Source organism: Amycolatopsis sp. NPDC004625, from assembly GCF_040609695.1.
GTDB lineage: Bacteria > Actinomycetota > Actinomycetes > Mycobacteriales > Pseudonocardiaceae > Amycolatopsis.
Genome location: NZ_JBEXKX010000037.1, coordinates 42,388 through 63,729 on the forward strand (window position 1 = coordinate 42,388; position 21,342 = coordinate 63,729).

Genomic DNA, 21,342 nt, shown 5'->3' on the forward strand with positions numbered 1-21,342 from the left:
GCCGTTCGGGTTAGATGTCGGTCTCGGGCCTCGACGAGGAGGGCCGGGACCGGAGGGCACCATGCACTACCAGGCGCTTCTGTCGGACGGCCGCGCGCCGCGCGTCGCCGTCCTCGCCGCCGAGGTCGAGCGGAAGCTGCCCGAGCTGATCGAGAGCACCGTGCGGCAGATCCGCGCCGAAATGCCGGTCTACGCCGACGCCCGGTTCGTCACGCACGCCGAGCTGCGCACCTCGGTGCGCGCCAACCTCGAGCACGTGATGCGCACGCTGCGCGGCTCCGACGTCCCGGACCTGTCCCAGGCCCGCGCGACCGGCCGGGCCCGTGCCCTGCAGGGGGCGCCGCTGCCGGAGCTGCTGCGGGCCTACCGGATCGGGCTGACCGAGGTCTGGCACCGGTTCGTGGAGCTGACGGCGGCCGCCCAGGACCTGGCGGCGCTGGTCGCCGCAACGACGGCGATCTGGGCGTTGATCGACGACCTCGCCGAAGCGCTCACGACGTCCTACCGCGACACGACCGCGGAAGTCCTGGTGGCACACCAGAACCGGCGATCAGCGCTCGTCGAGGCGCTGTTCGCGGGCGGCGCGGCGACCGAGGGCACGCTGTGGGACATCGCCCGCGTCCTGGACCTGTCGCTGGACGGCACGTTCGTCGTCGTCGCGGCGGAAACCCCGCGCCTGGGCCAGGAACCGCTGCCCCAGGTGGAGACCCGGCTGCGCGCACTGCACCACGCGTCGGCCTGGCGGCTCACCCCGGACCTGCAGGTGGGGGTGGTGTCCCTGCGCGACCCCGCCGCGGCGCCGGCGATCGTCTCCCTGGTCCGCGAGCACCCGGTGGGCCGGGTCGGGATCAGCCCGGTGTTCACCGGCCTCGGCAACACCGCCCGCGCGCTGCACCTCGCGCGGGTGGCGCTGTCGAGCATGACGCCGGGAAAGCCGGGGCTGGTCCAGTTCACCGAGTCGCCGCTGGCCGGGCTGGTGGCCAGCGCACCGGAGGCGTCGGTGCAGCTGGCCCACCACGTGCTCCAGCCCCTGCTCGACCTCCCGGGCGACGAACGCAACGTGCTGCTGCTGACCCTGCGCGCGTGGTTCGACTGCCAGGGATCGGCGAAGCTGACATCGGAGCGCATGTTCTGCCACCCCAACACGATCCGCCACCGGTTGAAGAGGATCACGGAGGAACTGGGCCGGTCGTTGACGAACCCGGCGGACATCGCGGAACTGGGCGCGGCGCTGCGGGCGCTGAACCTGTTCCCGGAGGCGGCTCACCTGCCGGCGCCGCGGTAGCGGACGCCGGAATTGTCGGTGGTCGCCGGTAGAGTGGAAAACGGGGGGCGCCCCCGCGGCCGGGTGGCGCTCAGGTGTGCGGGCCGGGTGCGCGGACGCCGGGCCGGTTCACGCGGCCAGCAGTTCTCGCGTTCGGGCCTGCTCCTCCGCCGGGCCGATCGGCATCACCAGCAGTTCCGTCGCGCCCGCGTCTTCGAGGGATTTCACCTGGCGGAGCACGGTTTCCTCGTCGCCGATGAGGGCGGCGTCCGAGACCCGCTCGTGGCCCTCGCGGTCGAGGATCGCGCGGTACGCCGGGACGTTCGCCGCCCCGCCGTACGTCTGCTCGATCCACGTCCGGCGTTCGTCCACTTCGGACGTCACGCAGATCAGCTGGCCCGAAACCACGCGTCCCGCGCCTCCCAGAGTCGGCACGACGAACTCGGCGGTTGCCCGCGGACCCGCCCATGTCGTGATCACGCCGTCGGCCAGCTCGCCCGCCAGGCGCGTCGACTGGGGGCTGACCGAGCCGATCAGCACCGCGGGCCGCCGGGCGCCCGGGGTGTTCAGGCCGCCGGCGGCGGTCAGTGTTTCGCCGTGGACGTCCGCCTTTTCCCCGCGCAGCACCGGGTTCAGCGCCTCCAGGTACTCCCGGAGGTGCCGCAGCGGGCGGCCGAACGAATAGCCGAACTCGTTCTCGATGATGTACTTGTGGCTCAGCCCGATGCCGAGGTGCACGGGCGCGCCGGTGGCCGCCTGCGCGGTCAGCGCCTGCGCGGCCATGGTGATCGGGTGCCGCGGGTACGTCGGGACGACGCACGTGCCCAGTTCGACGCCGGGTGCGGCGGCGCCGAGCGCGGGCAGGGCGGTGAGCGCGTCCCAGCCGCCGCGCTGCGCCAGCCACAGCGTGTGGTAGCCGAGCCTCGCCGCTTCGCGGGCTTGAGCCGTCATGGCGTCGAAGCCGACGCCGAGTTCGTCGATCAGGATTCCGGTGCGCACGGGTCCCTCCAGGTTTCAGTACGCGCGTTCGAGCTGCTTGCGGTCGAGCGCGACGGCTTCGGTGAACAGCGCCAGCGCCCGCGGCGCCACGGCACGCACCTGCCGGGTCGACACGGCGAGCGGCTCGAAGGCGTGCGCGACGGTGTCGGCGATCAGGGCCGGCTCGGGCGGCGGAGTCCGGCCGAGGAACCCGTGCAGCACGGCCTGGTAGGCGACGACGAGTTCGCCGACCGGCCGGTCGGTCCGCAGCAGAGCGTTGGCGGCCAGCAGGTCCAGGTACTCGACGAAGGCTTCGGCGTGCCGCGGGTCGAGCTTGGTGTGCAGCTTCGGCAACAGCTTGCCGAGCGTCTCGGCGTCGTCGGCGTACCCGGCCCGGAGCAGGGGCCGCTCGAGGACGTTGGCGTACTGGAGCTCGGTCAGCCGCGAAAGCCGCGCGGCGAGCGGATCGGCCGCGAGGGCGGCGACGAGGTCTTCGAGAGCCCGCACGGACTCGCGCAGCAGAACGGCGAGGAACAGCTCCTCACGGTTCTTCCAGTGCAGGTAGACGGTGCCTTTGCCGACACCGGCCCGCTCGGCGACGTCCTCGACGGTCGTGCGCCGGTAGCCGGCCCGGAGCAGGAGGTCGGCGGCCGCGTCGAGGATGCGCTCGGCCCGCTCGGCGCGGTCTTCGGCTGGGGGCATGGTGCCATCGTATGACCGGATGCGAAATTTGGTCAAATGTCGGGCCAAGAGTTCGGCCGGAGGCGGGGTGCCTCCGGCCGAAAACTGTCGGTGCCCTCCGGTAGCGTGGAAAACGGGGGGCGCCCCCGCGGGGCGGGGGTCAGGAGTCGGACGAGCGCTTCCAGAGGTTGATGTCCGCGTCCGTCGCGTGGCCGTCGATCTCCGTCAGCTCCTCCGACGAGAACTCCAGGTTGCCCAGTGCGCCCACGTTGTCCTCGAGCTGCCCGACACTGCTCGCCCCGATCAGCACCGACGTCACCCGGTGGTCGCGCAACGCCCACGCCAGGGCCAGCTGGGCCAGGGACTGCCCGCGCCGGGATGCGATGTCGTTCAGGGCCCGGACCCGGCCCAGGCGGTTGTCGTCCAGGGTGTCCGGGTCGAGGGACTTGCCCTGCGCCGCGCGGGAATCCGACGGGACGCCCTTCAGGTAGCGGTCGGTCAGCAGGCCCTGGGCCAGCGGCGAGAACGCGATGCAGCCGGCGCCCGCCGCTTCGAGGGTGTCGAGGAGGCCGTCCTCCTCGATCCAGCGGTTGAGCATCGAGTACGACGGCTGGTGGATCAGCAGCGGCGTTCCGAGTTCACGCAGCAGCCGCGCCGCCTCGGCCGTGCGCTCGGAGTTGTACGACGAAATCCCGACGTACAGCGCCTTCCCCGCGCGGACGGCGGCGTCGAGCGCTCCGACGGTCTCCTCCAGCGGCGTCTCGGGGTCGAAGCGGTGGGAGTAGAAGATGTCGACGTAGTCCAGGCCGAGCCGGCCGAGGGACTGGTCCAGCGAGGACAGCAGGTACTTGCGCGAGCCCCACTCGCCGTACGGGCCGGGCCACATGTCGTAGCCCGCCTTGGTCGAGATCACCAGCTCGTCGCGGTACGGCCGGAAGTCGGTGGCCAGCAGCCGGCCGAAGTTCTCCTCCGCCGAGCCGTAGGGCGGGCCGTAGTTGTTGGCCAGGTCGAAGTGCGTGATGCCGAGGTCGAACGCGCGGCGGGTGATGTCGCGCTGGGTCTGCAGCGGGCGGTCGTGGCCGAAGTTGTGCCACAGGCCGAGCGAGATCGCCGGCAGCTTCAGCCCGGACCGCCCGCAGCGCCGGTAGGGGATCGAGTCGTATCGGCCGGAAGCCGCAGCGTAGGTCACGCGGCCGATGCTAACGCGCTTGTCGGGTACGCTCCTGGTGAGCGACCGCTTAGGAGGCACGTGGTGGGCACCGGATTCTTCACCTCCGTCGACGACGTGTCGGCCAAGCTGGCCGGGGCCGGCTACCTCGCGTCCACCGCGGTGGCCACCACCGTGTTCCTGGCCGACCGGCTCGGCAAGCCGCTGCTGGTCGAAGGGCCCGCCGGGGTCGGGAAGACCGAGCTCGCCAAGGCCGTCGCCCAGGTCAGCGGGTCGCGGCTGGTGCGCCTGCAGTGCTACGAGGGCATCGACGAGGCCCGCGCGCTCTACGAGTGGAACCACGCCAAGCAGCTGCTGCGGATCACCGCCGGCCGCGACGAGACGTGGGAGCAGGCCCGCACCGACATCTTCGGCGAGGAGTTCCTGCTGCGCCGCCCGCTGCTCACCGCGATCTCCTCCGACGAGCCGACCGTGCTGCTGATCGACGAGACCGACAAGGCCGACATGGAGGTCGAGGGCCTGCTGCTGGAGGTGCTCGGCGACTTCCAGGTCACCGTGCCCGAGCTCGGCACGATCACCGCCACCCGCGCGCCGTTCGCCGTGCTGACGTCCAACGCCACGCGCGAGCTGTCCGAGGCGCTGCGCCGCCGCTGCCTCTTCCTGCACATCGACTTCCCGGACGAAGAGCTCGAACGCGACATCGTCCGGCTCAAGGTCCCCGGCATCGACGCCGCCCTCGCCGATTCCGTCGTCCGGGTGATCGCGGCGCTGCGCGCGATGGACCTGCGCAAACTGCCGTCGGTCGCCGAGACCATCGACTGGGCGCGCACGCTGCTCGCGCTCGGCGCGTCGACGCTCGACGACCAGGTCGTGCGCGAAAGCCTCGGCGTCGTGCTCAAGCACCAGGACGACATCGCCAAGGCCGGCGCCGGCCTGAAGCTCGAACAGGTCCTGGACGCGTCGTGACCGGCGGCGTGCCGGAGCGGCTCGCGGAGTTCGTGAGGGCGCTGCGGGCCCAGGGCATCCCGGCGGGCCCGAGCGAGACCGTCGACGCCGCGGCCGCGCTGGAGGTCCTCGGCCTGGACGACCGCGCGCTCGTCCGCGAGGGCCTGGCCGCGGCGCTGGTTCGCCGCGGCGGGCAGCGCGCGGTCTTCGACGCCGCGTTCGACCTCTACTTCCCGGCCGGGATCGGCGCCCCCGAACGCGCGCGCGAAGACCGGCCGTCGACGCTGGAGGAGCTGCGGGAGGAGCTGGCCGCCGCGCTCGCCGAGGGCGACCAGCAGGCGCTCGGGCAGCTGGCCGGGCTCGCCGTCGAGCTGCTCGGGCAGTATGGCTCGGCATCCGGACCGGGCGGCGGCTTCTCCGCCCACCAGACCCTGGAGCGGCTCCAGCCGCAGACGCTGATCGCGCGGGTGCTGGCCGCGGTCCGCGGCGGCGGCGCGCGCGGCGAGTTCACCGACCGGCTCGACCGCGACGAGATCCGCCGCCGCGTCGAAGGCTTCCGCGGGCAAGTCCGCACCGAGGCGCGCCGCCGCGCGGCCGAGGTCCGCGGCCGCGAGCGCGTCGCCAAGCACGCCATCGCGCCCGCGCCGGACCGGGTCGACTTCCTCATCGCGAGCCGCACCCAGCTCGCCGAGCTGCGCCGGACGATCCAGCCGCTGTCCCGCAAGCTGGCGACGCGCCTGGCCGCCCGCCGCAAGCGCACCACCCGCGGGCAGATCGACCTGCGCCGCACGCTGCGGCGGTCGCTGTCGACCGGCGGGGTGCCGTTGCGGCCCGCCTACCGCCACCGCCGTCCGGGACGGCCCGAAATCGTCCTGCTGTGCGACCTTTCCGGATCCGTCGCCGGGTTCGCGAACTTCACCATGCTGCTGGTGCAGGCCCTGCGCGACCAGTTCAGCAAGATCCGGGTGTTCGCCTTCGTCGACAGCGCCGACGAGGTCACCCACCTGGTCACCGCCGGCGCCGCCGACCCCGAGCACCTCGGCGCGCGCATGCTGGCCGAAGCCGCGTTGGTGCGCTGGGACGGCCACAGCGACTACGGCGGCTCCCTCCGCCAGTTCACGGCGAACTGGCTCGACGCGGTCGGCCCGCGCACGTCGGTGCTGATCCTCGGCGACGCCCGCACGAACGGCGGCGACCCCAACCTCGACGCGGTCCGCGAGATCAGGGCCCGCGCCCGGCACGTCCACTGGCTCAACCCCGAGCGGCGGTCCCTGTGGTCGACCGGCGACTCGGCGGCGCTGGAGTACGCCGAAGTCGTGGAGATGCACGAATGCCGCACGGTGCACCAGCTCGGCACGCTGGTCACCCGCCTGCTGCCGGTGTGAGCCAGGCGTCGATGTCCCGCAGGATGGCCGCCTTGGTCGCTTCGGGCGCGAAGGACGCTGTGACGCTCGCGCGGGCGAAGTCCGCCATCACGGCGTCGTCGTAACCGAAGGCTTCCTGGACGCGGGCGTACTCCCCGGCCAGCTCGGCGCCGGTGACCGACGGGACGTCGGTGTTGAGCGTGACGGTCAGACCCGCGTCGAGCAGGCGGGGGAGCGGGTGCTCGGGCAGCGACGGCACCAGTCCCAGCGTCACGTTCGACGACGGGCACACCTCCAGGGCGAGCCCCCGGTCCCGCACTTCGGCGACCAGCTCGCGGTCTTCGAGGACGCGGATGCCGTGCCCGAGCCGTTCGGTGCGGCCGACTTCGAGGGCTTCGCGGATGCTGTCGGGTCCGGCGTCTTCGCCCGTGTGGTGCAGCAGGTGGAGCCCGCCGGCGCGGGCCTTCTCGAAGACCGTCGCGAACAGCCGGAGCGAGTGGTTTTCCTCGCCCGCCATGCCGATCGCGAAGACCTCGTCGTACTTCAGGGCGAGGTCGAGGGTGCGCTCGGCCCGTTCGACCGACCGGCGCCGGGAGTGGTCGAGCAGCAGCCGCCAGTCTAGGCCGCGGCGTTCGGACAGTCCTTTGAGGACGGACGCCAGGGGCAATTCCGGGTCGCCCAGGCGTTCTCCGTGCGCCGCGGCGGTGAAGGTGATCTCGGCGTAGCGGGTGCCCTGGGCGGTTTCGTCCTCGACGTACTCGCGCGCGATGCGCTCGAAGTCCTCCGGCCGCCGCAGGCACGAGCGGATGAGCGAGTTGTAGTCGGCGAAGGCGCGGAAGCCGTCGAACACCGGGGGCTCGGCGGGGACGTCGACGCCGTTCGCCGCGCCGAGCTCACGGAGCGTGGCCGGGCGGATCGTGCTCTCCAGGTGGACGTGCAGGTGGGCCTTCGGCAGGGTGGCCAGGTCGCGCATGATCGCGAGCCTAGGGCGGTCCGGCCGCGATCCGCGCGGCATTTTCCGGCGCCCGCCCGCGGCGACCTCAGGTTTTGGGCCTCGTCACACGGGGAACCTCCGGGTGGTTCGTCCGCGTTGTCAGGATGACCGGAACCGACGAGGGAGGGCCACCGTGCCTCTGATGAAGAAGCTGACCATGCTGGCCGGTGCCGCCGGTGCGGCTCGCGCCTACGCCAAGAAGAACCCCGAAAAGGTGAACCAGGCCGTCGGGAAGGCCGCGAAGTTCGTCGACGACAAGACCAAGGGCAAGTACCACCAGCAGATCGCCGGGGCGGTCCGCAAGGTCAACTCCGTGACCGGGCAGCCGGGTCAGCCGGGGCCCGCCACCGGCCGGTAGGTCACTCGGCGGTCAGGACCTCCAGGAGTCCCTCGCCGTACTTGGCGAGCTTGTTCTCGCCGACGCCGCTGACCGTGCCCAGCTCCGCCAGCGACGACGGCCGTTGCGTGGCGACCTGGCGCAGGGTCGCGTCGTGGAAGACGACGTACGCGGGCACGCCCTGCTCCTTCGCGACGCCGGCCCGCCAGGCCCGCAGGCGTTCGAACAGAGGTGCCGCCTCCGCGGGCATGTCCGCGGGGGCGGCCGCCTTCCGCGTGCTGCGTACCTTTGCCGCGGCGGCGCGCTCGGGCTCGCGGCGCAGCAGCACCTGGCGATCGCCGCCCAGCACCTCCGCGCTGCTTTCGGTGAGCACGAGCGAGCCGTAGTCGCCTTCGACGGCGAGCAGGCCCTGGGCGAGCAGCTGCCGCACCACCGCCCGCCACTCGGGCTCGCGCAGCTCGGTGCCGATGCCGAACGTCTTGAGCGTGTCGTGCTGGAACTGCGTGACCTTGGGCGTCGACTTGCCGAGCAGGATGTCGACGACCTGGCCGGCGCCGAACTTCTGCCGCCGTTCGTTGCGCAGCCGCACGATGGTCGACAGCAGCTTCTGCGCCGGGATCGTGCCGTCCCACTTCTCCGGCGGGCTCAGGCACGTGTCGCAGTTGCCGCAGGGGCCGGCCTGCTGCCCGAAGTAGTTGAGGATCTGCACCCGGCGGCACTCCACCGTTTCGCACAGCGCGAGCATCGCGTTCAGGTGCGCGCCGAGCCGGCGGCGGTGGGCCTCGTCGCCCTCGGACGTGTCGATCATCTTGCGCTGCTGCACCACGTCCTGCAGCCCGTACGCGAGCCAGGCGGTGGACGGCAGGCCGTCGCGGCCCGCCCGGCCGGTCTCCTGGTAGTAGCCCTCGACCGACTTCGGCAGGTCGAGGTGCGCGACGAACCGGACGTCCGGTTTGTCGATGCCCATCCCGAACGCGATCGTCGCGACGACGATCAGCCCGTCCTCCCGCAGGAATCGCGACTGGTGCTTCGCCCGCGTGCGCGCGTCGAGCCCCGCGTGGTAGGGCACCGCCGGGATCCCGTTCTGCACCAGGAACTCCGCGGTCTTCTCGACGGAGTTTCGGGACAGGCAGTAGACGATCCCCGCGTCACCCTTGTGCTCGGTCTGCAGCAGTTCGAGCAGCTGCCGCTGCGGCGAGTTCTTGCCGACGATCCGGTACTGGATGTTCGGCCGGTCGAAGCTCGCGACGAAGTGGCGGGCCTCGTCGAGGTTCAGCCGTGCCGCGATCTCCTTGTGCGTGGCCTCGGTCGCGGTCGCCGTGAGCGCGATCCGCGGCACGTCCGGCCACCGCTCGTGCAGCGCGGAGAGCTGGAGGTAGTCGGGCCGGAAGTCGTGACCCCACTGGGCGACGCAGTGCGCCTCGTCGATCGCGAACAGCGAGATCTTGCCGCGGTCGAGCAGCCGCACGGTGGATTCCACCGAAAGGCGTTCCGGGGCCAGGTAGAGCAGGTCGAGCTCGCCGTTCAGGAACGCCGACTCCACCTCCTGCCGGGCCGCGTAGTCCTGGGTGGAGTTGAGGAACCCGGCGCGGACGCCGGCGTTGCGCAGCGCGTCGACCTGGTCCTGCATCAGGGCGATCAGCGGCGAGACGACCACGCCGACGCCGGGCCGCACGAGCGCGGGGATCTGGTAGCACAACGACTTCCCGCCGCCGGTGGGCATCAGCACGAGCGCGTCGCCGCCGGCGATCACGTGCTCGACGATCGCCGCCTGGTCGCCGCGGAAGCTGTCGTAGCCGAACACGCGCCGGAGGGTCTCCAGCGCGTCGGACGCGGGTGCGAGGTCGGTCTCTGCCACCCGCCCGACTATAGAGCGGGGGTCCGACAGTTCCGGCCCGCCCCGCCGCGGGGTGGCAGACTGCGGGGGTGGAGTACCTGCCCGTGCCCGACCTCGCCGCGTATTTCGGCGGCGCGTGGCACCTGGACCGGGAAATCCGCACCGCGGACGGCGAGCCGACGGGCGCGGTCACCGGGACCGCCACCTTCACCGAAGCCGGCGGCGTCCTCGTCTACCACGAGGAGGGCGAGCTGCGCCTCGGCGGCCACACCGGTCCGGTGACCCGGACCCTGCACTACCGCCCGGCGGGCCCCGGCCGCGCGTCGGTGCACTTCGACCACGGCGGCTTCTTCCACGACGTCGACCTGCGCGAAGGCCGCTGGACGGCGGACCACCCCTGCCGCGCCGACCACTACCGCGGGGAGTACCGCGTGCTGGGTGCCGGGCGCTGGCGGCAGGAGTGGGCGGTGCGCGGACCGGCGAAGGACCACGTGATCGTCAGCCGGTTCACCCGTTAGACGATGCCGCCGTTGGCGCGCAGCACCTGGCCGTTCACCCAGCGCGCCGGGCCGGCGAGGAACGCGACGACCTCGGCGATGTCCTCCGGCTGCCCGAGCCGCTCGAGCGGCGGCTGCTTGGCCATCCGGGAGATCGTCTCCTCGTCCTTGCCGTCGAGGAACAGCGCGGTCGCGGTCGGGCCGGGGGCGACGGTGTTCACGGTGATGTCGCGGCCGCGCAGCTCGCGCGCCAGGATCATGGTGATCGCCTCGACCGCGCCCTTGGTCGCGTTGTAGATGCCGTAGCCGGGCAGGTTGAGCCCGAGTACCGACGTCGACGTGGTGATCACCGCGCCGCCGTCTCGCACCCGCCGCGCCGCCTGTTGGGCCACCGCGAACGTGCCGCGGATGTTGGTGCGGTGCACCCGGTCGAGGACGTCGAAGTCGGTGTCGGCGATCGGTGTCGGCGGGTTCATCACCCCGGCCAGGTGGGCGACGACGTCGACGCCGCCGTAGGTGCTTTCCGCGGTGTCGAACAGCGCCGCGACCGCGGCCGGCTCGGCCACGTCGGCGCGGACGGCGATCGCCCGGCCGCCGTTCGCGGTGATGGCGTCGACGGTGGCCGTGGCCTCCTTTTCGTTGCCCGCGTAGTTGACGACGACCGCCATGCCGTCGGCGGCCAGGCGCTCGGCGACCTGGCGGCCGATGCCGCGGGAGCCGCCGGTGACGATCGCGACGCGGGTGCCGGTGGTGCTCATCGGGTCCTTCTTTCCGGTCCGGGCGGCGTCTCGTCCGCCGCTTCTGTTATCAACGATATCACTTCGATGATAACAGTGCTAAGGATGCTCGTGTCGACGTCGTCACACCGCGTGGCCGGACGCGGCATCCGGCCGTATCGACGCCGCCGACCGGCCGAATCGCGAGGTCAGCGGTGTGTAGACCGTTTTCGGATCGTGTGTTCCGGGAACACCGGACGCATCGGGGGCTTGACATCCTTGAAGGAGTTTGAGCGATGCCCACATGGCTGATCGTGTTGATCGTCGTCGTGGCCGTCGCGGTGCTCGGCGCCGTGATCTGGCTGGTGACGCAGGAAATGCAGCGAAAACGGCTGCAGCAGCGGTTCGGTCCCGAGTACGACCGCACGGTCGCGGAGAAGGACAGCCCTCGTGCCGCGCAGCGCGAGCTCGCCGAGCGGGAGCGCCGGCACAAGGAGCTCGACATCCGCCCGCTTTCGGCGTCGGCGCGCGAGCGCTACGTCGGGGAATGGGCGCGGGTGCAGGAAAAGTTCGTCGACCAGCCGTCCGACGCGGTCGCCGAAGCCGAGCAGCTCCTGAACTCGCTGATGGCCGAACGCGGTTACCCCACCGAGGGCTACGAGCAGCAGGTGGCCGACCTTTCCGTGCGGCACGCCAAGACCCTGGAGCACTACCGCGCCGCGCACACCACGCAGCAGAAGCGCGACGGGGCGTCCACTGAGGACCTGCGGGACGCGATGGTGCGCTACCGCACCGTCTTCGAGGACCTGCTGACCGACGGCGCCGACGACGAGCACCGCGACGAGCACCGTGACCACCACGACCGCCGGAACGGCCACGACCACGGCGTGCACGACCGCACCGGTCACGACCACGACCGCGCCGAGGTGCACGAAACCGATCAGCAGGAGGCGGACCGCCGGGACACCGACGACCGCCACACCGAGCGCCAGGCGTCCGCGAACCCGCGGACCGAGTGGAACGGAGGACGTTGACCATGACCGAGCACCTGACGCGCCACGACGCCGAGGACGAGCAGGACGTCACCGGCCGTGAGGCCGGCGGCTTCCACGACGACACCGACACCGACGTGGTCGGCCAGGACCGGGCGGACTTCCGCGAGCCGGGCACCGCGGACGACCACGGCACCGACCACAACCTGAGCACCGCGGACCTGGCCTCCGCTTCGGCCGTCCGGGAGGACACCGCCGACACCGCCGACACCGCCGACACCGCCGACACCGCCGACACCGCCGACAGGAGCGTGGCGGGTTCGGGCGGGGACGTCGAGACGCCGGCGCAGTCCGGCGGGGACGTGGAGACGCCGGAGCTGATCGATCAGGAGAAGGTCACCGGCTTCCGCGACCGATGGCAGAACGTCCAGACCGGTTTCGTCGACGACCCGAAGCAGGCCGTCCAGCAGGCCGACGAGCTCGTCGCCGCCGTGATCAGCGCCCTCGCCACCACCTTCGCCGAGCACAAGAGCGAGCTGGAAAGCCAGTGGCAGCAGGGTGAACCGGCCACCGAGGAGCTGCGGATCGCGCTGCGCCGCTACCGCTCGTTCTTCGACCAGCTGCTGCCGCGCTAGCGGACACCGTTTCCCGGCGGGCATGATCGGGTAGCCCGCCGGGAAACGGGGTCAGCAACGGGAGGCGACCGGATGAACGTGGCCGAACTGCTCGTCGACGGCTTCGGCCGGGTCCAGGGGACCGTGCATGCGGCGGTCGAGGGACTCGCCGCCGAGCAGCTCGGCGCCCGGCTGGACGACGAAGCCAATTCGATCGCCTGGCTGGTGTGGCACCTGACCCGGGTCCAGGACGACCACGTCGCCGACGTGGCCGGGACCGAGCAGGTGTGGACCGGCGAGGACTGGCTTTCGCGGTTCGGCCTCCCCTTCCCCGCCGGCGACATCGGCTACGGCCACCGCCCCGCCGACGTCGAGGCGGTCCGGGTCACCGAGCCGGACCTGCTGACCGGCTATTACGACGCCGTGCACGAGCGAACGGTCCGGTTCGTCTCCGGCCTCGACCCCGCTGCCCTCGACCGGGTCGTCGACGAGGCGTGGGACCCGCCGGTGACGCTCGGGGTGCGCCTGATCAGCGTGCTCGACGACGACATCCAGCACGCCGGGCAGGCGATGTACGTCCGCGGGCTGCTGGAACGCCGGTAGCTCAGCAGTCTTCGTAGCTCTCGCCGCGGTGGTCGGCCAGCCGCTGCGGCCCCGGTCCGGCCGCGCCCAGCTGGTCGTCGGGGTTGGCGAGCTTGCAGCTGGCCAGGGACATGCAGCCGCAGCCGATGCAGTTGACCAGCTGGTCGCGCAGTTGCTCCAGCTGGCGGATCCGCGCGTTCAGGTCCTCCTGCCAGCAGCGGGAGATCCGCGCCCAGTCGGTGCGGGTGGGCGTGCGGTCGTCGGACAGCAGGGCCAGCACTTCCCGGATCTTCGACAGCGGCATGCCGACCCGCTGGGACATCCGGACGAACGTCACGCGCCGCAGCGTGTCACGCCGGTAGCGCCGCTGGTTGCCCGCGGTGCGGCGGCTGTGGATCAGCCCCTCGTCCTCGTAGAAGCGCAGGGCCGACGCGGGAACCCCGCTGCGGCGGGAAAGTTCGCCGACCGTCAGGTCGGGCAGCGGCCGGGCCGCGACGTTCGCCATGGCCGACAGCCAACCACAGCCTTCGCCTTGACTTCAAGGGAGCTTGAACTTTCATCCTGGGTGCGGCAATGTTCCGCTGTGCCGAGGAGGAAGTGTGTCGGAAGCGCCGGTGCGGGTCGCGGTGATCGTGGGAAGTGTCCGGGAAGGACGGTTCGGCCCGGTGGTGGCGGACTGGCTGGCCGGCGTCGCGGACCGGCACGGCGGGTTCGAGGTCGACGTCGTCGATCTCGCCGAACCCGACCTGCCGTTGGCGATGCCCGCGTTCGGGACCGAGCCGAGCCCGGCGGTCGTCGCCGAAGTCGCGAAGGTGGCTCCGCGCCTCGAAGCTGCCGACGCCTTCGTCGTGGTCACGCCGGAGTACAACCACAGCTATCCCGCGTCGCTGAAGAACGCGATCGACTGGCACCGGCCCGAATGGCGGGCCAAGCCGGTCGCTTTCGTGTCCTACGGCGGGATTTCCGGGGGCCTGCGCGCGGTCGAGCACCTGCGCGCGGTCTTCGCGGAGCTGCACGCGGTGACCATCCGCGAGACCGTCAGCTTCCACGGCGCCCACGCGCGCTTCGGCGAGGACGGCGTGCCGCTCGACGACGCGGCGGGCGTCGCGGCGAAGGCGATGCTCGACCAGCTCGGGTGGTGGGCCCGGTCGCTGGCCGAGGCCCGGGCGGCGCGGCCCTATCCCGCCTGACGCCGTGTCGACATGCCGCTCACGCCTGGCACGTCTGGTACGGCAGCCGGATGTCCGGCCCGACCAGGGCGATGGTGCCGTCGACGGGGTTCCCGCCGGTCGCCGCCAGTGCGGCGAACGTCGTGCAGACCAGCTGGTTGATCCCGGCACCGCTGACCGGCCGCAGCGGGAACGAGAGGTCGATCGTCGCCGGCGGACCGGGGGACACCGTGAGGGCCCCGAGCCCGCCGGCCCGCCGCGGGAGCGAGGTCGTGTACCCGTCGGCCTCTTCCTGGGAGGTCGGCCCGGTCAGCAGCATCGCCAGGGTCGACTCGACGGTCACCGGGAAGCCGCCCGGCCGCGACACCGGAGCCATCCGGCCGTCGTGCACGAAGTAGAGGGTCACGTCGGTGCCGGGCCCGTCGTTCACCGGGTTGCGCAGCGTCGGCGCCGGCCCCGCCCCGAGCACCGGAGTCGGCTGGATCCCGCACGCGCTCACCAGCAGCAGCACCGCCAGGACGAGGAGTTTCTTCACGCGCCCTCCCGCGGCAGGCGCAGCTCGAACCGGGCGCCGGTGCCGGTGTCGGCCGCGACGATGTCGCCGCCGTGCAGCCGCGCGTTCTCCCGCGCGATGGACAGCCCGAGGCCGCTGCCCTCGGACCGGGTGCGGGCGGTGTCGGCCTTGGCGAAGCGGTCGAAGACGCGCGGCAGCACGTCGGCGGGGATCCCGGGCCCATGGTCGGTGACGGTGAGCACGACGGCCCCGAACTCCTCCCGCAGCACCACCTCGACCGGCGGCGCGCCGTGCCGGAACGCGTTGCCGACCAGGTTCGCCACGACGATGTCGAGCCGCCGCCGGTCGAGCCGCGCGGTGATCCCCGGCGGCAGGTCCGCGATCAGGTCGGCGCCGGGTTCCCAGCCGCGCGCGGCGAAGCTGTCGGCGACCGCCGTGGCGACGTCCAGCTCCTCCCGGCGCAGCTCCGCGCGCCCGGCGTCGAACCGGGAGATCTCGATCAGGTCCTGCACCAGCCGGGTCAGCCGCCGTGTCTCGGCCGACACCAGCCGCGCCGCGACCGCGGTGTCCGGTGGCAGCTGCTCGGCGTCCTCGTCGAGGACGTCGGTGACCGCGTTCATCGCCGCCAGCGGCGTCCGCAGCTCGTGCGAGACGTCGGCGACGAACCGCCGCGCGTCGGCCTCCATCGCGCGCAGCGTGCCGACCGTGCGCTCCAGCTCCGCGGCGGTGTGGTTGAACGTGGTGACCAGCTGCGCGAGCTCGTCGGACCCCTTGGCCCGCAGCCGCACGTCCAGCCGGCCGCGGCCGAGCTGGCTCGCCGCGGTGTTCAGCGCCCGCACCGGCCGCAGCACCTGCCGGGCGGCCAGCAGCGCCACCGCGACCGCGATCGGCAGGGCGAGCGCGGAGTACAGCCAGGCGTTGCGGGCCAGCTCGTCGACGGCGTCCTGCTGGTCGGTCAGCGACACCATCGCGTAGACTTCGAGGCCGCTCGGCCGGCCGCTGATGGTCTGCACCGGGAGGCCGACGAAGAACAGCGGGGTGCCGCCCTCTTCGACGCGCTGGAACTGGATGCTCGTGGTGGCGGCCACGGCGTGGCGCAGCCCGGCCGGCACGGTGTCGGGCGACAGCCCCGCCGACGAGTGCAGGTCGTGGTAGACGACGAGCACGTCAGTGGGTTTGAGGGCCGTCGCGAAGGCGTCGAGCGTGCCCCTGGACGGCGGCACGGAAACGATCGGCAGGTACGCCGCGACCTGGTCGCGCAGCTTCAGCATGGTCTGGTCCTGGATGCCTTCCAGGATGGCCCGGCGCGCGGAGACGTAGCTGGCGCCCGCGGCGGCGGCGGCGCCGAGGATCATGATCACCGCGAAGGCGGCGACCAGGCGGGGCCGCAGCCCGGCGAGCCACGTCCGGATCGGCGGTGCCGTCACGACCGGCCGAACCGGTAACCGAACCCCCGGACCGTCTGCACGTATTCCGGCTTCGCCGGGACGTCCTCGATCTTCGCGCGCAGCCGCTGCACGCAGGCGTCGACGAGCCGGGAGTCCCCGAGGTAGTCGTGGTCCCACACGGCGGAGAGGATCTGCTGGCGGCTGTACACCTGACCGGGCGTGCGCGAGAGCTCCAGCAGCAGCTTCAGCTCGGTCGGGGTGAGCGAAACCGGCGCGCCGCGCTTGGTCACCTCGAGTGCGGCCCGGTCGATGACGAGGTCGCCGTGCCGTTCCCCGGCCGCGGCCGCCTCCCCGGGCCGTTCGCCGACGGCCCGGCGCAGGACGGCCCGGATCCGCGCGTCCAGCACCCGCGGCTCGACCGGCTTGGCGACGTAGTCGTCGGCACCGGCTTCGAGCCCGGCGACGATGTCGAAGTCGTCGGCGCGCGCGGTGAGCATGATGATCGGGACCGGCCCCGACGCCCGCATCCGGCGGCAGGTCTCGAAGCCGTCCATGCCGGGCAGCATCAGGTCGAGCACGACGAGGTCGGGCCGGTGCCGGACGAGCGCCTCGATGCCGAGCTCGCCCGATTCCGCGGTGCGCACCACGTGTCCCTGCCTGCGCAGGGCCAGCTGCAGGCCCTCCCGCACCGCCGCGTCGTCCTCTACCACCAGTACCTCGGCCACGGCGCCATTATTCGGAAAAGCGCACGTCATGGCGACCCGGGCGGATCTTGTAGCAAAACCATGACATCGCCCTGACGGGATCCCGAAACGCGCGCCGGAGACTCGGGGACATGGCAGTGATCCTTACCGACGCACCCGCCGCGACCCGCCCGGCCGGCCCCGCGCTCGTGACCCGGGCGGCATCCCGCACGGCGGTCCTGGCGGCGAGCGCGGCGGGGTTCGCCCTGGCGTTCGTCGCGGCCTACCTGTTGTTCGTCCGTACCCAGGCCGGCCGCGGTGTCGAGAACGGCGTCGTCCACAGCGCCCAGTCGACGACGGTGGAGTGGGCGGCCCCGCTGCGCGAAGCCGACCTGGTGGTCGTGCTCGGCGGCGTGGCGGTGCTGCTGGTGGTGATTTCCCTGGCCCGGCGGCGGTTCGCCCTCGGCGTGACGGCCCTGGTGCTGCTGGCGGCGCCGCTGGTGGTGGCGCAGCTGCTCAAGCTGTACGTGCTGGACCGGCCGAGCACGGACGACCGGCTGGGCGTGGCGAGCCACAACAGTTTCCCGAGCGGGCACGTGAGCGCGGCGATGGCGGTGCTGGTGGCGCTCGCGGTCGTCCTGCCCCGCCGGTTCCGGTCGACGGCACTGGTGGCGGGCGGATTCGGCGTCGCCTGGGTCTCGGCGGCCGCGGTGGCACTGGGCTGGCACCGGTTGAGCGACACCGTCGGCGGCTGCTTGCTGGTCGCGGCGGTCACCTGCGCCGGGGCGGCGGTGGTGTCCGCCCGCCGCCCCGACGGTGACCGCGTGCCGTGGATCCCGGTCCTGACGGGCCTGCTGGCCCCGCCGGCGGTGGTACTGGCGGGCTTCGCGGTACTGGCGACGGCAACATCGGCAGCGGCCCAGTTCGTGGCGGCGATGGTGCTGGCGGCGTTGTCGGCGGAGGCGGTGGCGTTGCTGGTGGCGGGACCATTTCGCCGGGTGACGTTCGACCCGGCGGACGGCCGCGTCCGGCGGCTTCGGCGGGTGGGCCGGGACGGCGGTGGGCCGGCGGGCCGGGACGGCGGTGGGCCGGCGGGGCGTGACGGCGGTGGGTCGGCGGGGCGTGGCGTGTCCTCGGGTGGGGGTGCGAGGCGGTCGGTTCGGTGAGGTGTTGAGGTGCTGAGCCGGCGGTCCGCGTGCCCGGACCGTCGGCTCGCGTACTTGGGCGGTCGGTTCGCGTATTCGGAGGGTCGGTTCGCGTGCTTGGCGGGTCGGCTCGTGTGCCTGGGCGGTCGGTTTGTGTGGCCCGCCGCCCGTCTCGTGTACCTGGCGGTTGGCCCAGGTGCCTGGGGGGTCGGGTGGCGTGCCTGGGGGGTCGGGTGGCGTGCCTGGGGGGTCGGGTGGCGTGCCTGGGGGGGTCGGGTGGCGTGCCTGGGGGGTCGGGTCGTGTGGCTGGAGGGTCGGTTTGCGTGATTGGGTGGGCATCGCGGGTGGCGGTGGGCGGGAGGCCAGTTTCGGGGGATTGGACCGCGACAGGGGGCGGCGGTGGGCCTAGCGTCGGGTGGATGGACGCGAGGTTGGCCGATGATCTGCACTCTCTGCCCGATCTTCTCGATGCCGCAAGCAAAGTCGCCGGTGCGGCGCTGGCCGGGGTGGGGGAGCGGGCCGCGGCCGTTCCGCCCGTCGGGGTCGTTGCCGCGCCGCTGCCGGAGGGTGGGGCCGGGGCGCGGGGTGCGCTGGAGGCGTTCCTGCGGCGGTGGGAGCCCGGCTTCGCCGCCAGCGCCGGGCCGCGGTACCTCGGGTTCGTGACCGGCGGCGCCACTCCCGCCTCGCTCGCCGGCGACTGGCTCACCGCCGCCTACGACCAGAACCCGGCCAGCGGGATGGACTCCTCCGCGCAGGACCTCGAACGCGAGACCGTCGGGTGGCTGGCCGAACTGTTCGGGCTGGGCCCCGAGTTCTCCGGTGCGTTCGTCACCGGCGCCACGATGTCCACGGTGACCGGCCTCGCCATCGCCCGCGAGTGGCTCGGCGAGCGGGCCGGCGTGACCGTTTCCGCCGACGGCGCCGCCGCGCTCGGGCCCGTCACCGTGCTCTCCGGCTCGCCGCACTCGAGCATCCTGAAGGCGTTGTCGTTCCTCGGGATGGGACGGTCCTCCCTGAAGAAGGTGCCGGTGCTTCCGGGTCGCGAAGCCGTTGATATCGCGAAACTCGCCGAAGCGCTCGAGACGCTCGCCGGCCCGGCGATCGTCGTCGCGAACGCGGGGACCGTCAACACGGTCGACTTCGACGACCTGCGGGCGATCGCCGCCCTCAAGCAGCGCCACGACTTCTGGCTGCACGTCGACGCCGCGTTCGGCGGGTTCGCCGCGCTCGCGCCGGAGCACGCGGCGCTCACCGCGGGCCTCGACCTCGCCGATTCGGTGGTCATCGACCTGCACAAGTGGCTCAACGTGCCCTACGACTCGGCCGTCCAGTTCACCCGCCGCCGCGATCTGCAGCTGCGCGTCTTCAGCAACAACGCCGCCTACCTCGGCGAAATCGGCGACACTCCCGACTTCCTGCACCTCACGCCGGAGAACTCCCGGCGGCTGCGCGCCCTGCCCGCCTGGTTCTCGCTCGTCGCCTACGGCCGCGACGGGCACCGTGAGATCGTCGAGCGCTGCGTCTCGCTGGCCCGGGACCTGGGTGCGCGCATCGACGGCTCGCCCCGCTGGCAGCTCCTCGCCCCGGTGCGGCTCAACGTCGTCTGCTTCACCCCGGCCGGGGAGGTCACCCAGGAGCGGATCGACGCCCTCGTCCGCGCCATCGCCGAAGACGGGACCACCTTCCTGACGCCGACCGTTTACGACGGCCGGCCCGCCCTCCGCGCCGCCTTCAGCAACTGGCGGACGACCGCCGCCGACGTCGACCGGATCTTCGCCGCACTGGAGCGCGTGGCCGCCGGTTAGCTGCGGTCCGACTTCGGCATCAGGTACTTCCACGGCGACGCGCCGATGCCGAGCTCGCACGGCACGTGCACCAGAGACGGCCGGCCCGCCGCGAACGCCTTGTCCAGTGCGCCGCGCAGGTCGTCCGGTGTGCGCGCGGTCAGGCCGAGCGCGCCGAACGTCTCGGCGAGGCGCGCGAAGTTCGGGTTCCGCAGCCGCCCGCCCAGGGCGCGGCCTTCGAAGAGGCGCTCCTGGTCGAGGTGGACGTTGCCGTAGGAGCCGTTGTCGAACACCACCGCCACCACGTTGAGTCCATATTGGACGGCCGTGGCGAGTTCCTGCGCGGCGAACATGAAACCGCCGTCGCCGGCCACCGAAACCACCGGCCGATCCGGGAAGGCCGCCTGCACGCCCAGCGCCGTCGGGTAGCCGAAGCCGAGCGTGCCCTGGTGGCCGCACGTGATGAACGTGCGCGGGGCATACACCTCGAACCCGAAGTACGACGCGAAGCCGACCTGGCAGATCTCTTCGACGAAGAAGCCGTCGCGCGGCAGCACCTCCCGGATCGCCCGGAGGTACTCCAGTTCCGGTCCGACGTCGGCGAACCGCTCCGCCACGGTGGCCTTCAGCGCGGTGAACTCCGCGGTCCGGTCCGTCCGTTGTGGACCGGCGGCCGCGGTCAGCGCGGCCGTGGCGTCGGCCGCGTCGGCGACGATCGCGACGTCCGCCTCGAGCCGGGTCGCCTGCCGCGGGTCGATGTCGAGCAGGATCGTCTTCTGGCCCGTGGGCTTGTCCGGCCAGCGGAACCAGGACAGTTCCAGCCGCGATCCGATCCCGATGACGACGTCGGTCTCGGCCCACCGCTCGAACCCGGACACGCAGGTGAAGCCGAGCGGGTGGTCGTCGCCGACGATGCCGCGCCCGCCGCGGAACGGCACCACCGGCGCCTGCAGCCGCTCGGCCAGCGCCCGGACCTCGGCGGCGGCGTGCCGGGCGCCGCCGCCCACCATGATCATCGGGTGCTTCGCGCCGGCCAGGAGTCCGGCGGCCTTTTCGACGGCGACCGGGTCGACGGCCGGGCGCGGCAGCGGCAGCGGGCCGGCCGCTTCGGCGGGCGCGCGCAGCCCCAGCACGTCCCACGGCACCGCGAGGGCCACCGGCCGCGGCCGCCCGCCCGCCGCCTCCCGGAACGCCGTCGCCAAGGCGTCGGGGACCTCCACCGGGTGCTCGACGAGTGCGGACCACTTCGTGATCGTGCGCAGGGTCGCCAGTTGGTCCGGCATCTCGTGCAGGTGCCCGAGCCCGCGGCCGAGGTAGGCGCGCGGGATCTCGCTCGTCAGGCAGAGCACGGGCGCGCTCGCCCCGTGCGCCGAGAGCAGCGCGGCCGACGCGTTGAGGACGCCGGGCCCCGGCACCACCGTGCAGACGCCGGTGCGGCCGGTCGCCTGGGCGTACCCGAACGCCATGTAGGCCACGGTCTGCTCGTGCCGGCCGCCGACCACCCGGATCTCGCCGTTCGCGCGGGCGAGGCTGTCGAACAGGTCGTAGGTCTGCACGCCGGGCAGGCCGAAGACGGTGTCCACGCCGTGGGCCCGCAGGCCGTCGACGATCAGGTCGGCCGCGGTCGGGGCAGGCGGGGGGATCGGCATCGGCGCGGCCTCCTGAGCGTCGTCCGTCGACGGAACCATAT

Annotated in this window: 22 protein-coding genes; 11 read left to right on the plus strand and 11 right to left on the minus strand. The window is 72.7% G+C overall.

Going from position 1 to position 21,342, the window contains the following annotated elements; all coding sequences use genetic code 11:
• The first annotated feature begins 61 nt into the window (after window positions 1–61).
• A complete protein-coding gene (locus ABZW17_RS33420) occupies window positions 62–1,285 on the plus strand; it encodes a helix-turn-helix domain-containing protein (protein ID WP_354823110.1) in 1,224 nt (407 codons plus the stop codon).
• Between the two features lie 108 nt (window positions 1,286–1,393).
• Here ABZW17_RS33420 and ABZW17_RS33425 read toward each other — a convergent pair whose 3' ends face one another.
• From ABZW17_RS33425 to mgrA, 3 genes are all read right to left on the minus strand, one after another.
• Window positions 1,394–2,263, minus strand: a complete 870-nt coding sequence (locus ABZW17_RS33425; protein ID WP_354823112.1) for a TIGR03564 family F420-dependent LLM class oxidoreductase — start codon at window positions 2,261–2,263, stop codon at window positions 1,394–1,396.
• Between the two features lie 15 nt (window positions 2,264–2,278).
• Window positions 2,279–2,944 (minus strand): helix-turn-helix domain-containing protein, encoded by a 666-nt coding sequence (locus ABZW17_RS33430; protein ID WP_354823114.1) that lies wholly within the window; start codon window positions 2,942–2,944, stop codon window positions 2,279–2,281.
• Between the two features lie 139 nt (window positions 2,945–3,083).
• Window positions 3,084–4,112, minus strand: a complete 1,029-nt coding sequence (mgrA, locus tag ABZW17_RS33435) for an L-glyceraldehyde 3-phosphate reductase (RefSeq protein ID WP_354823116.1) — start codon at window positions 4,110–4,112, stop codon at window positions 3,084–3,086.
• Window positions 4,113–4,175: 63 nt separating this feature from the next.
• Here mgrA and ABZW17_RS33440 point away from each other — a divergent pair, with 63 nt between their 5' ends.
• Both ABZW17_RS33440 and ABZW17_RS33445 read left to right on the plus strand, forming a co-directional pair.
• Window positions 4,176–5,057 (plus strand): MoxR family ATPase, encoded by an 882-nt coding sequence (locus ABZW17_RS33440; protein ID WP_354823118.1) that lies wholly within the window; start codon window positions 4,176–4,178, stop codon window positions 5,055–5,057.
• On the plus strand, window positions 5,054–6,421 hold the full coding sequence (locus ABZW17_RS33445; protein WP_354823120.1) for a VWA domain-containing protein: 1,368 nt from the start codon (window positions 5,054–5,056) through the stop codon (window positions 6,419–6,421). The genes ABZW17_RS33440 and ABZW17_RS33445 overlap by 4 nt, the downstream gene beginning before the upstream one ends.
• Here ABZW17_RS33445 and add read toward each other — a convergent pair.
• A complete protein-coding gene (gene add, locus ABZW17_RS33450) occupies window positions 6,399–7,373 on the minus strand; it encodes an adenosine deaminase (protein WP_354823121.1) in 975 nt (324 codons plus the stop codon). The genes ABZW17_RS33445 and add overlap by 23 nt on opposite strands.
• 154 nt (window positions 7,374–7,527) lie before the next feature.
• Here add and ABZW17_RS33455 point away from each other — a divergent pair, with 154 nt between their 5' ends.
• Complete coding sequence (locus ABZW17_RS33455) at window positions 7,528–7,752, plus strand: antitoxin (RefSeq protein WP_354823122.1); 225 nt, start codon at window positions 7,528–7,530, stop codon at window positions 7,750–7,752.
• 1 nt (window position 7,753) lies between these two features.
• On the opposite strand, the gene recQ is transcribed toward ABZW17_RS33455, so the two are convergent.
• Window positions 7,754–9,589: a DNA helicase RecQ gene (gene recQ / locus ABZW17_RS33460; RefSeq protein ID WP_354823124.1), complete on the minus strand. Its 1,836-nt coding sequence runs from the start codon at window positions 9,587–9,589 to the stop codon at window positions 7,754–7,756.
• A 68-nt stretch (window positions 9,590–9,657) separates the two neighbouring features.
• On the opposite strand from recQ, the gene ABZW17_RS33465 reads away from it, so the two are divergent.
• On the plus strand, window positions 9,658–10,086 hold the full coding sequence (locus ABZW17_RS33465; protein ID WP_354823126.1) for a DUF6314 family protein: 429 nt from the start codon (window positions 9,658–9,660) through the stop codon (window positions 10,084–10,086).
• On the opposite strand, the gene ABZW17_RS33470 is transcribed toward ABZW17_RS33465, so the two are convergent.
• Window positions 10,083–10,823, minus strand: coding sequence for an SDR family oxidoreductase (locus tag ABZW17_RS33470; protein ID WP_354823128.1), 741 nt, complete (start codon window positions 10,821–10,823; stop codon window positions 10,083–10,085). The genes ABZW17_RS33465 and ABZW17_RS33470 overlap by 4 nt on opposite strands.
• Window positions 10,824–11,077: 254 nt before the next feature.
• Here ABZW17_RS33470 and ABZW17_RS33475 point away from each other — a divergent pair, with 254 nt between their 5' ends.
• The 3 genes from ABZW17_RS33475 (at window position 11,078) to ABZW17_RS33485 (ending at window position 12,990) form a co-directional block, all read left to right on the plus strand.
• Window positions 11,078–11,815, plus strand: a complete 738-nt coding sequence (locus ABZW17_RS33475) for a hypothetical protein (protein ID WP_354823130.1) — start codon at window positions 11,078–11,080, stop codon at window positions 11,813–11,815.
• A 2-nt stretch (window positions 11,816–11,817) separates the two neighbouring features.
• Window positions 11,818–12,408 (plus strand): hypothetical protein, encoded by a 591-nt coding sequence (locus ABZW17_RS33480; protein ID WP_354823132.1) that lies wholly within the window; start codon window positions 11,818–11,820, stop codon window positions 12,406–12,408.
• A 72-nt stretch (window positions 12,409–12,480) separates the two neighbouring features.
• On the plus strand, window positions 12,481–12,990 hold the full coding sequence (locus tag ABZW17_RS33485; protein WP_354823134.1) for a DUF664 domain-containing protein: 510 nt from the start codon (window positions 12,481–12,483) through the stop codon (window positions 12,988–12,990).
• 1 nt (window position 12,991) lies between these two features.
• Here the strand turns inward: ABZW17_RS33485 and soxR are convergent, their stop codons facing one another.
• Window positions 12,992–13,474 carry a redox-sensitive transcriptional activator SoxR gene (gene soxR, locus ABZW17_RS33490; protein WP_354823136.1) on the minus strand — a complete coding sequence of 161 codons (483 nt, stop codon included), beginning with the start codon at window positions 13,472–13,474 and terminating at the stop codon, window positions 12,992–12,994.
• Window positions 13,475–13,568: 94 nt separating this feature from the next.
• Between soxR and ABZW17_RS33495 the strand changes: the two genes are divergently transcribed.
• The gene (locus ABZW17_RS33495; RefSeq protein ID WP_354823138.1) at window positions 13,569–14,159 is read left to right on the plus strand and encodes an NAD(P)H-dependent oxidoreductase; all 591 of its coding nucleotides are present in this window, start codon (window positions 13,569–13,571) and stop codon (window positions 14,157–14,159) included.
• A gap of 19 nt (window positions 14,160–14,178) precedes the next feature.
• Here ABZW17_RS33495 and ABZW17_RS33500 read toward each other — a convergent pair whose 3' ends face one another.
• Genes ABZW17_RS33500 through ABZW17_RS33510 form a run of 3 tightly spaced genes read right to left on the minus strand, consistent with a single transcriptional unit; the run spans window position 14,179 to window position 16,765 of the window.
• Window positions 14,179–14,673 (minus strand): hypothetical protein, encoded by a 495-nt coding sequence (locus ABZW17_RS33500; protein ID WP_354823140.1) that lies wholly within the window; start codon window positions 14,671–14,673, stop codon window positions 14,179–14,181.
• Window positions 14,670–16,079, minus strand: coding sequence for a HAMP domain-containing sensor histidine kinase (locus tag ABZW17_RS33505; RefSeq protein ID WP_354823142.1), 1,410 nt, complete (start codon window positions 16,077–16,079; stop codon window positions 14,670–14,672). Before ABZW17_RS33505 ends, ABZW17_RS33500 begins: the two co-directional genes overlap by 4 nt.
• Complete coding sequence (locus tag ABZW17_RS33510) at window positions 16,076–16,765, minus strand: response regulator transcription factor (RefSeq protein ID WP_354823144.1); 690 nt, start codon at window positions 16,763–16,765, stop codon at window positions 16,076–16,078. The genes ABZW17_RS33505 and ABZW17_RS33510 overlap by 4 nt, the downstream gene beginning before the upstream one ends.
• Window positions 16,766–16,875: 110 nt before the next feature.
• Between ABZW17_RS33510 and ABZW17_RS33515 the strand changes: the two genes are divergently transcribed.
• Both ABZW17_RS33515 and ABZW17_RS33520 read left to right on the plus strand, forming a co-directional pair.
• Window positions 16,876–17,889 carry a phosphatase PAP2 family protein gene (locus tag ABZW17_RS33515; RefSeq protein ID WP_354823146.1) on the plus strand — a complete coding sequence of 338 codons (1,014 nt, stop codon included), beginning with the start codon at window positions 16,876–16,878 and terminating at the stop codon, window positions 17,887–17,889.
• Between the two features lie 398 nt (window positions 17,890–18,287).
• Window positions 18,288–19,673, plus strand: a complete 1,386-nt coding sequence (locus ABZW17_RS33520; RefSeq protein ID WP_354823148.1) for a pyridoxal-dependent decarboxylase — start codon at window positions 18,288–18,290, stop codon at window positions 19,671–19,673.
• Here ABZW17_RS33520 and ABZW17_RS33525 read toward each other — a convergent pair.
• On the minus strand, window positions 19,670–21,340 hold the full coding sequence (locus ABZW17_RS33525) for a thiamine pyrophosphate-dependent enzyme (protein ID WP_354823150.1): 1,671 nt from the start codon (window positions 21,338–21,340) through the stop codon (window positions 19,670–19,672). The two genes, ABZW17_RS33520 and ABZW17_RS33525, sit on opposite strands and share 4 nt — an antisense overlap.
• Window positions 21,341–21,342: the final 2 nt, after the last annotated feature.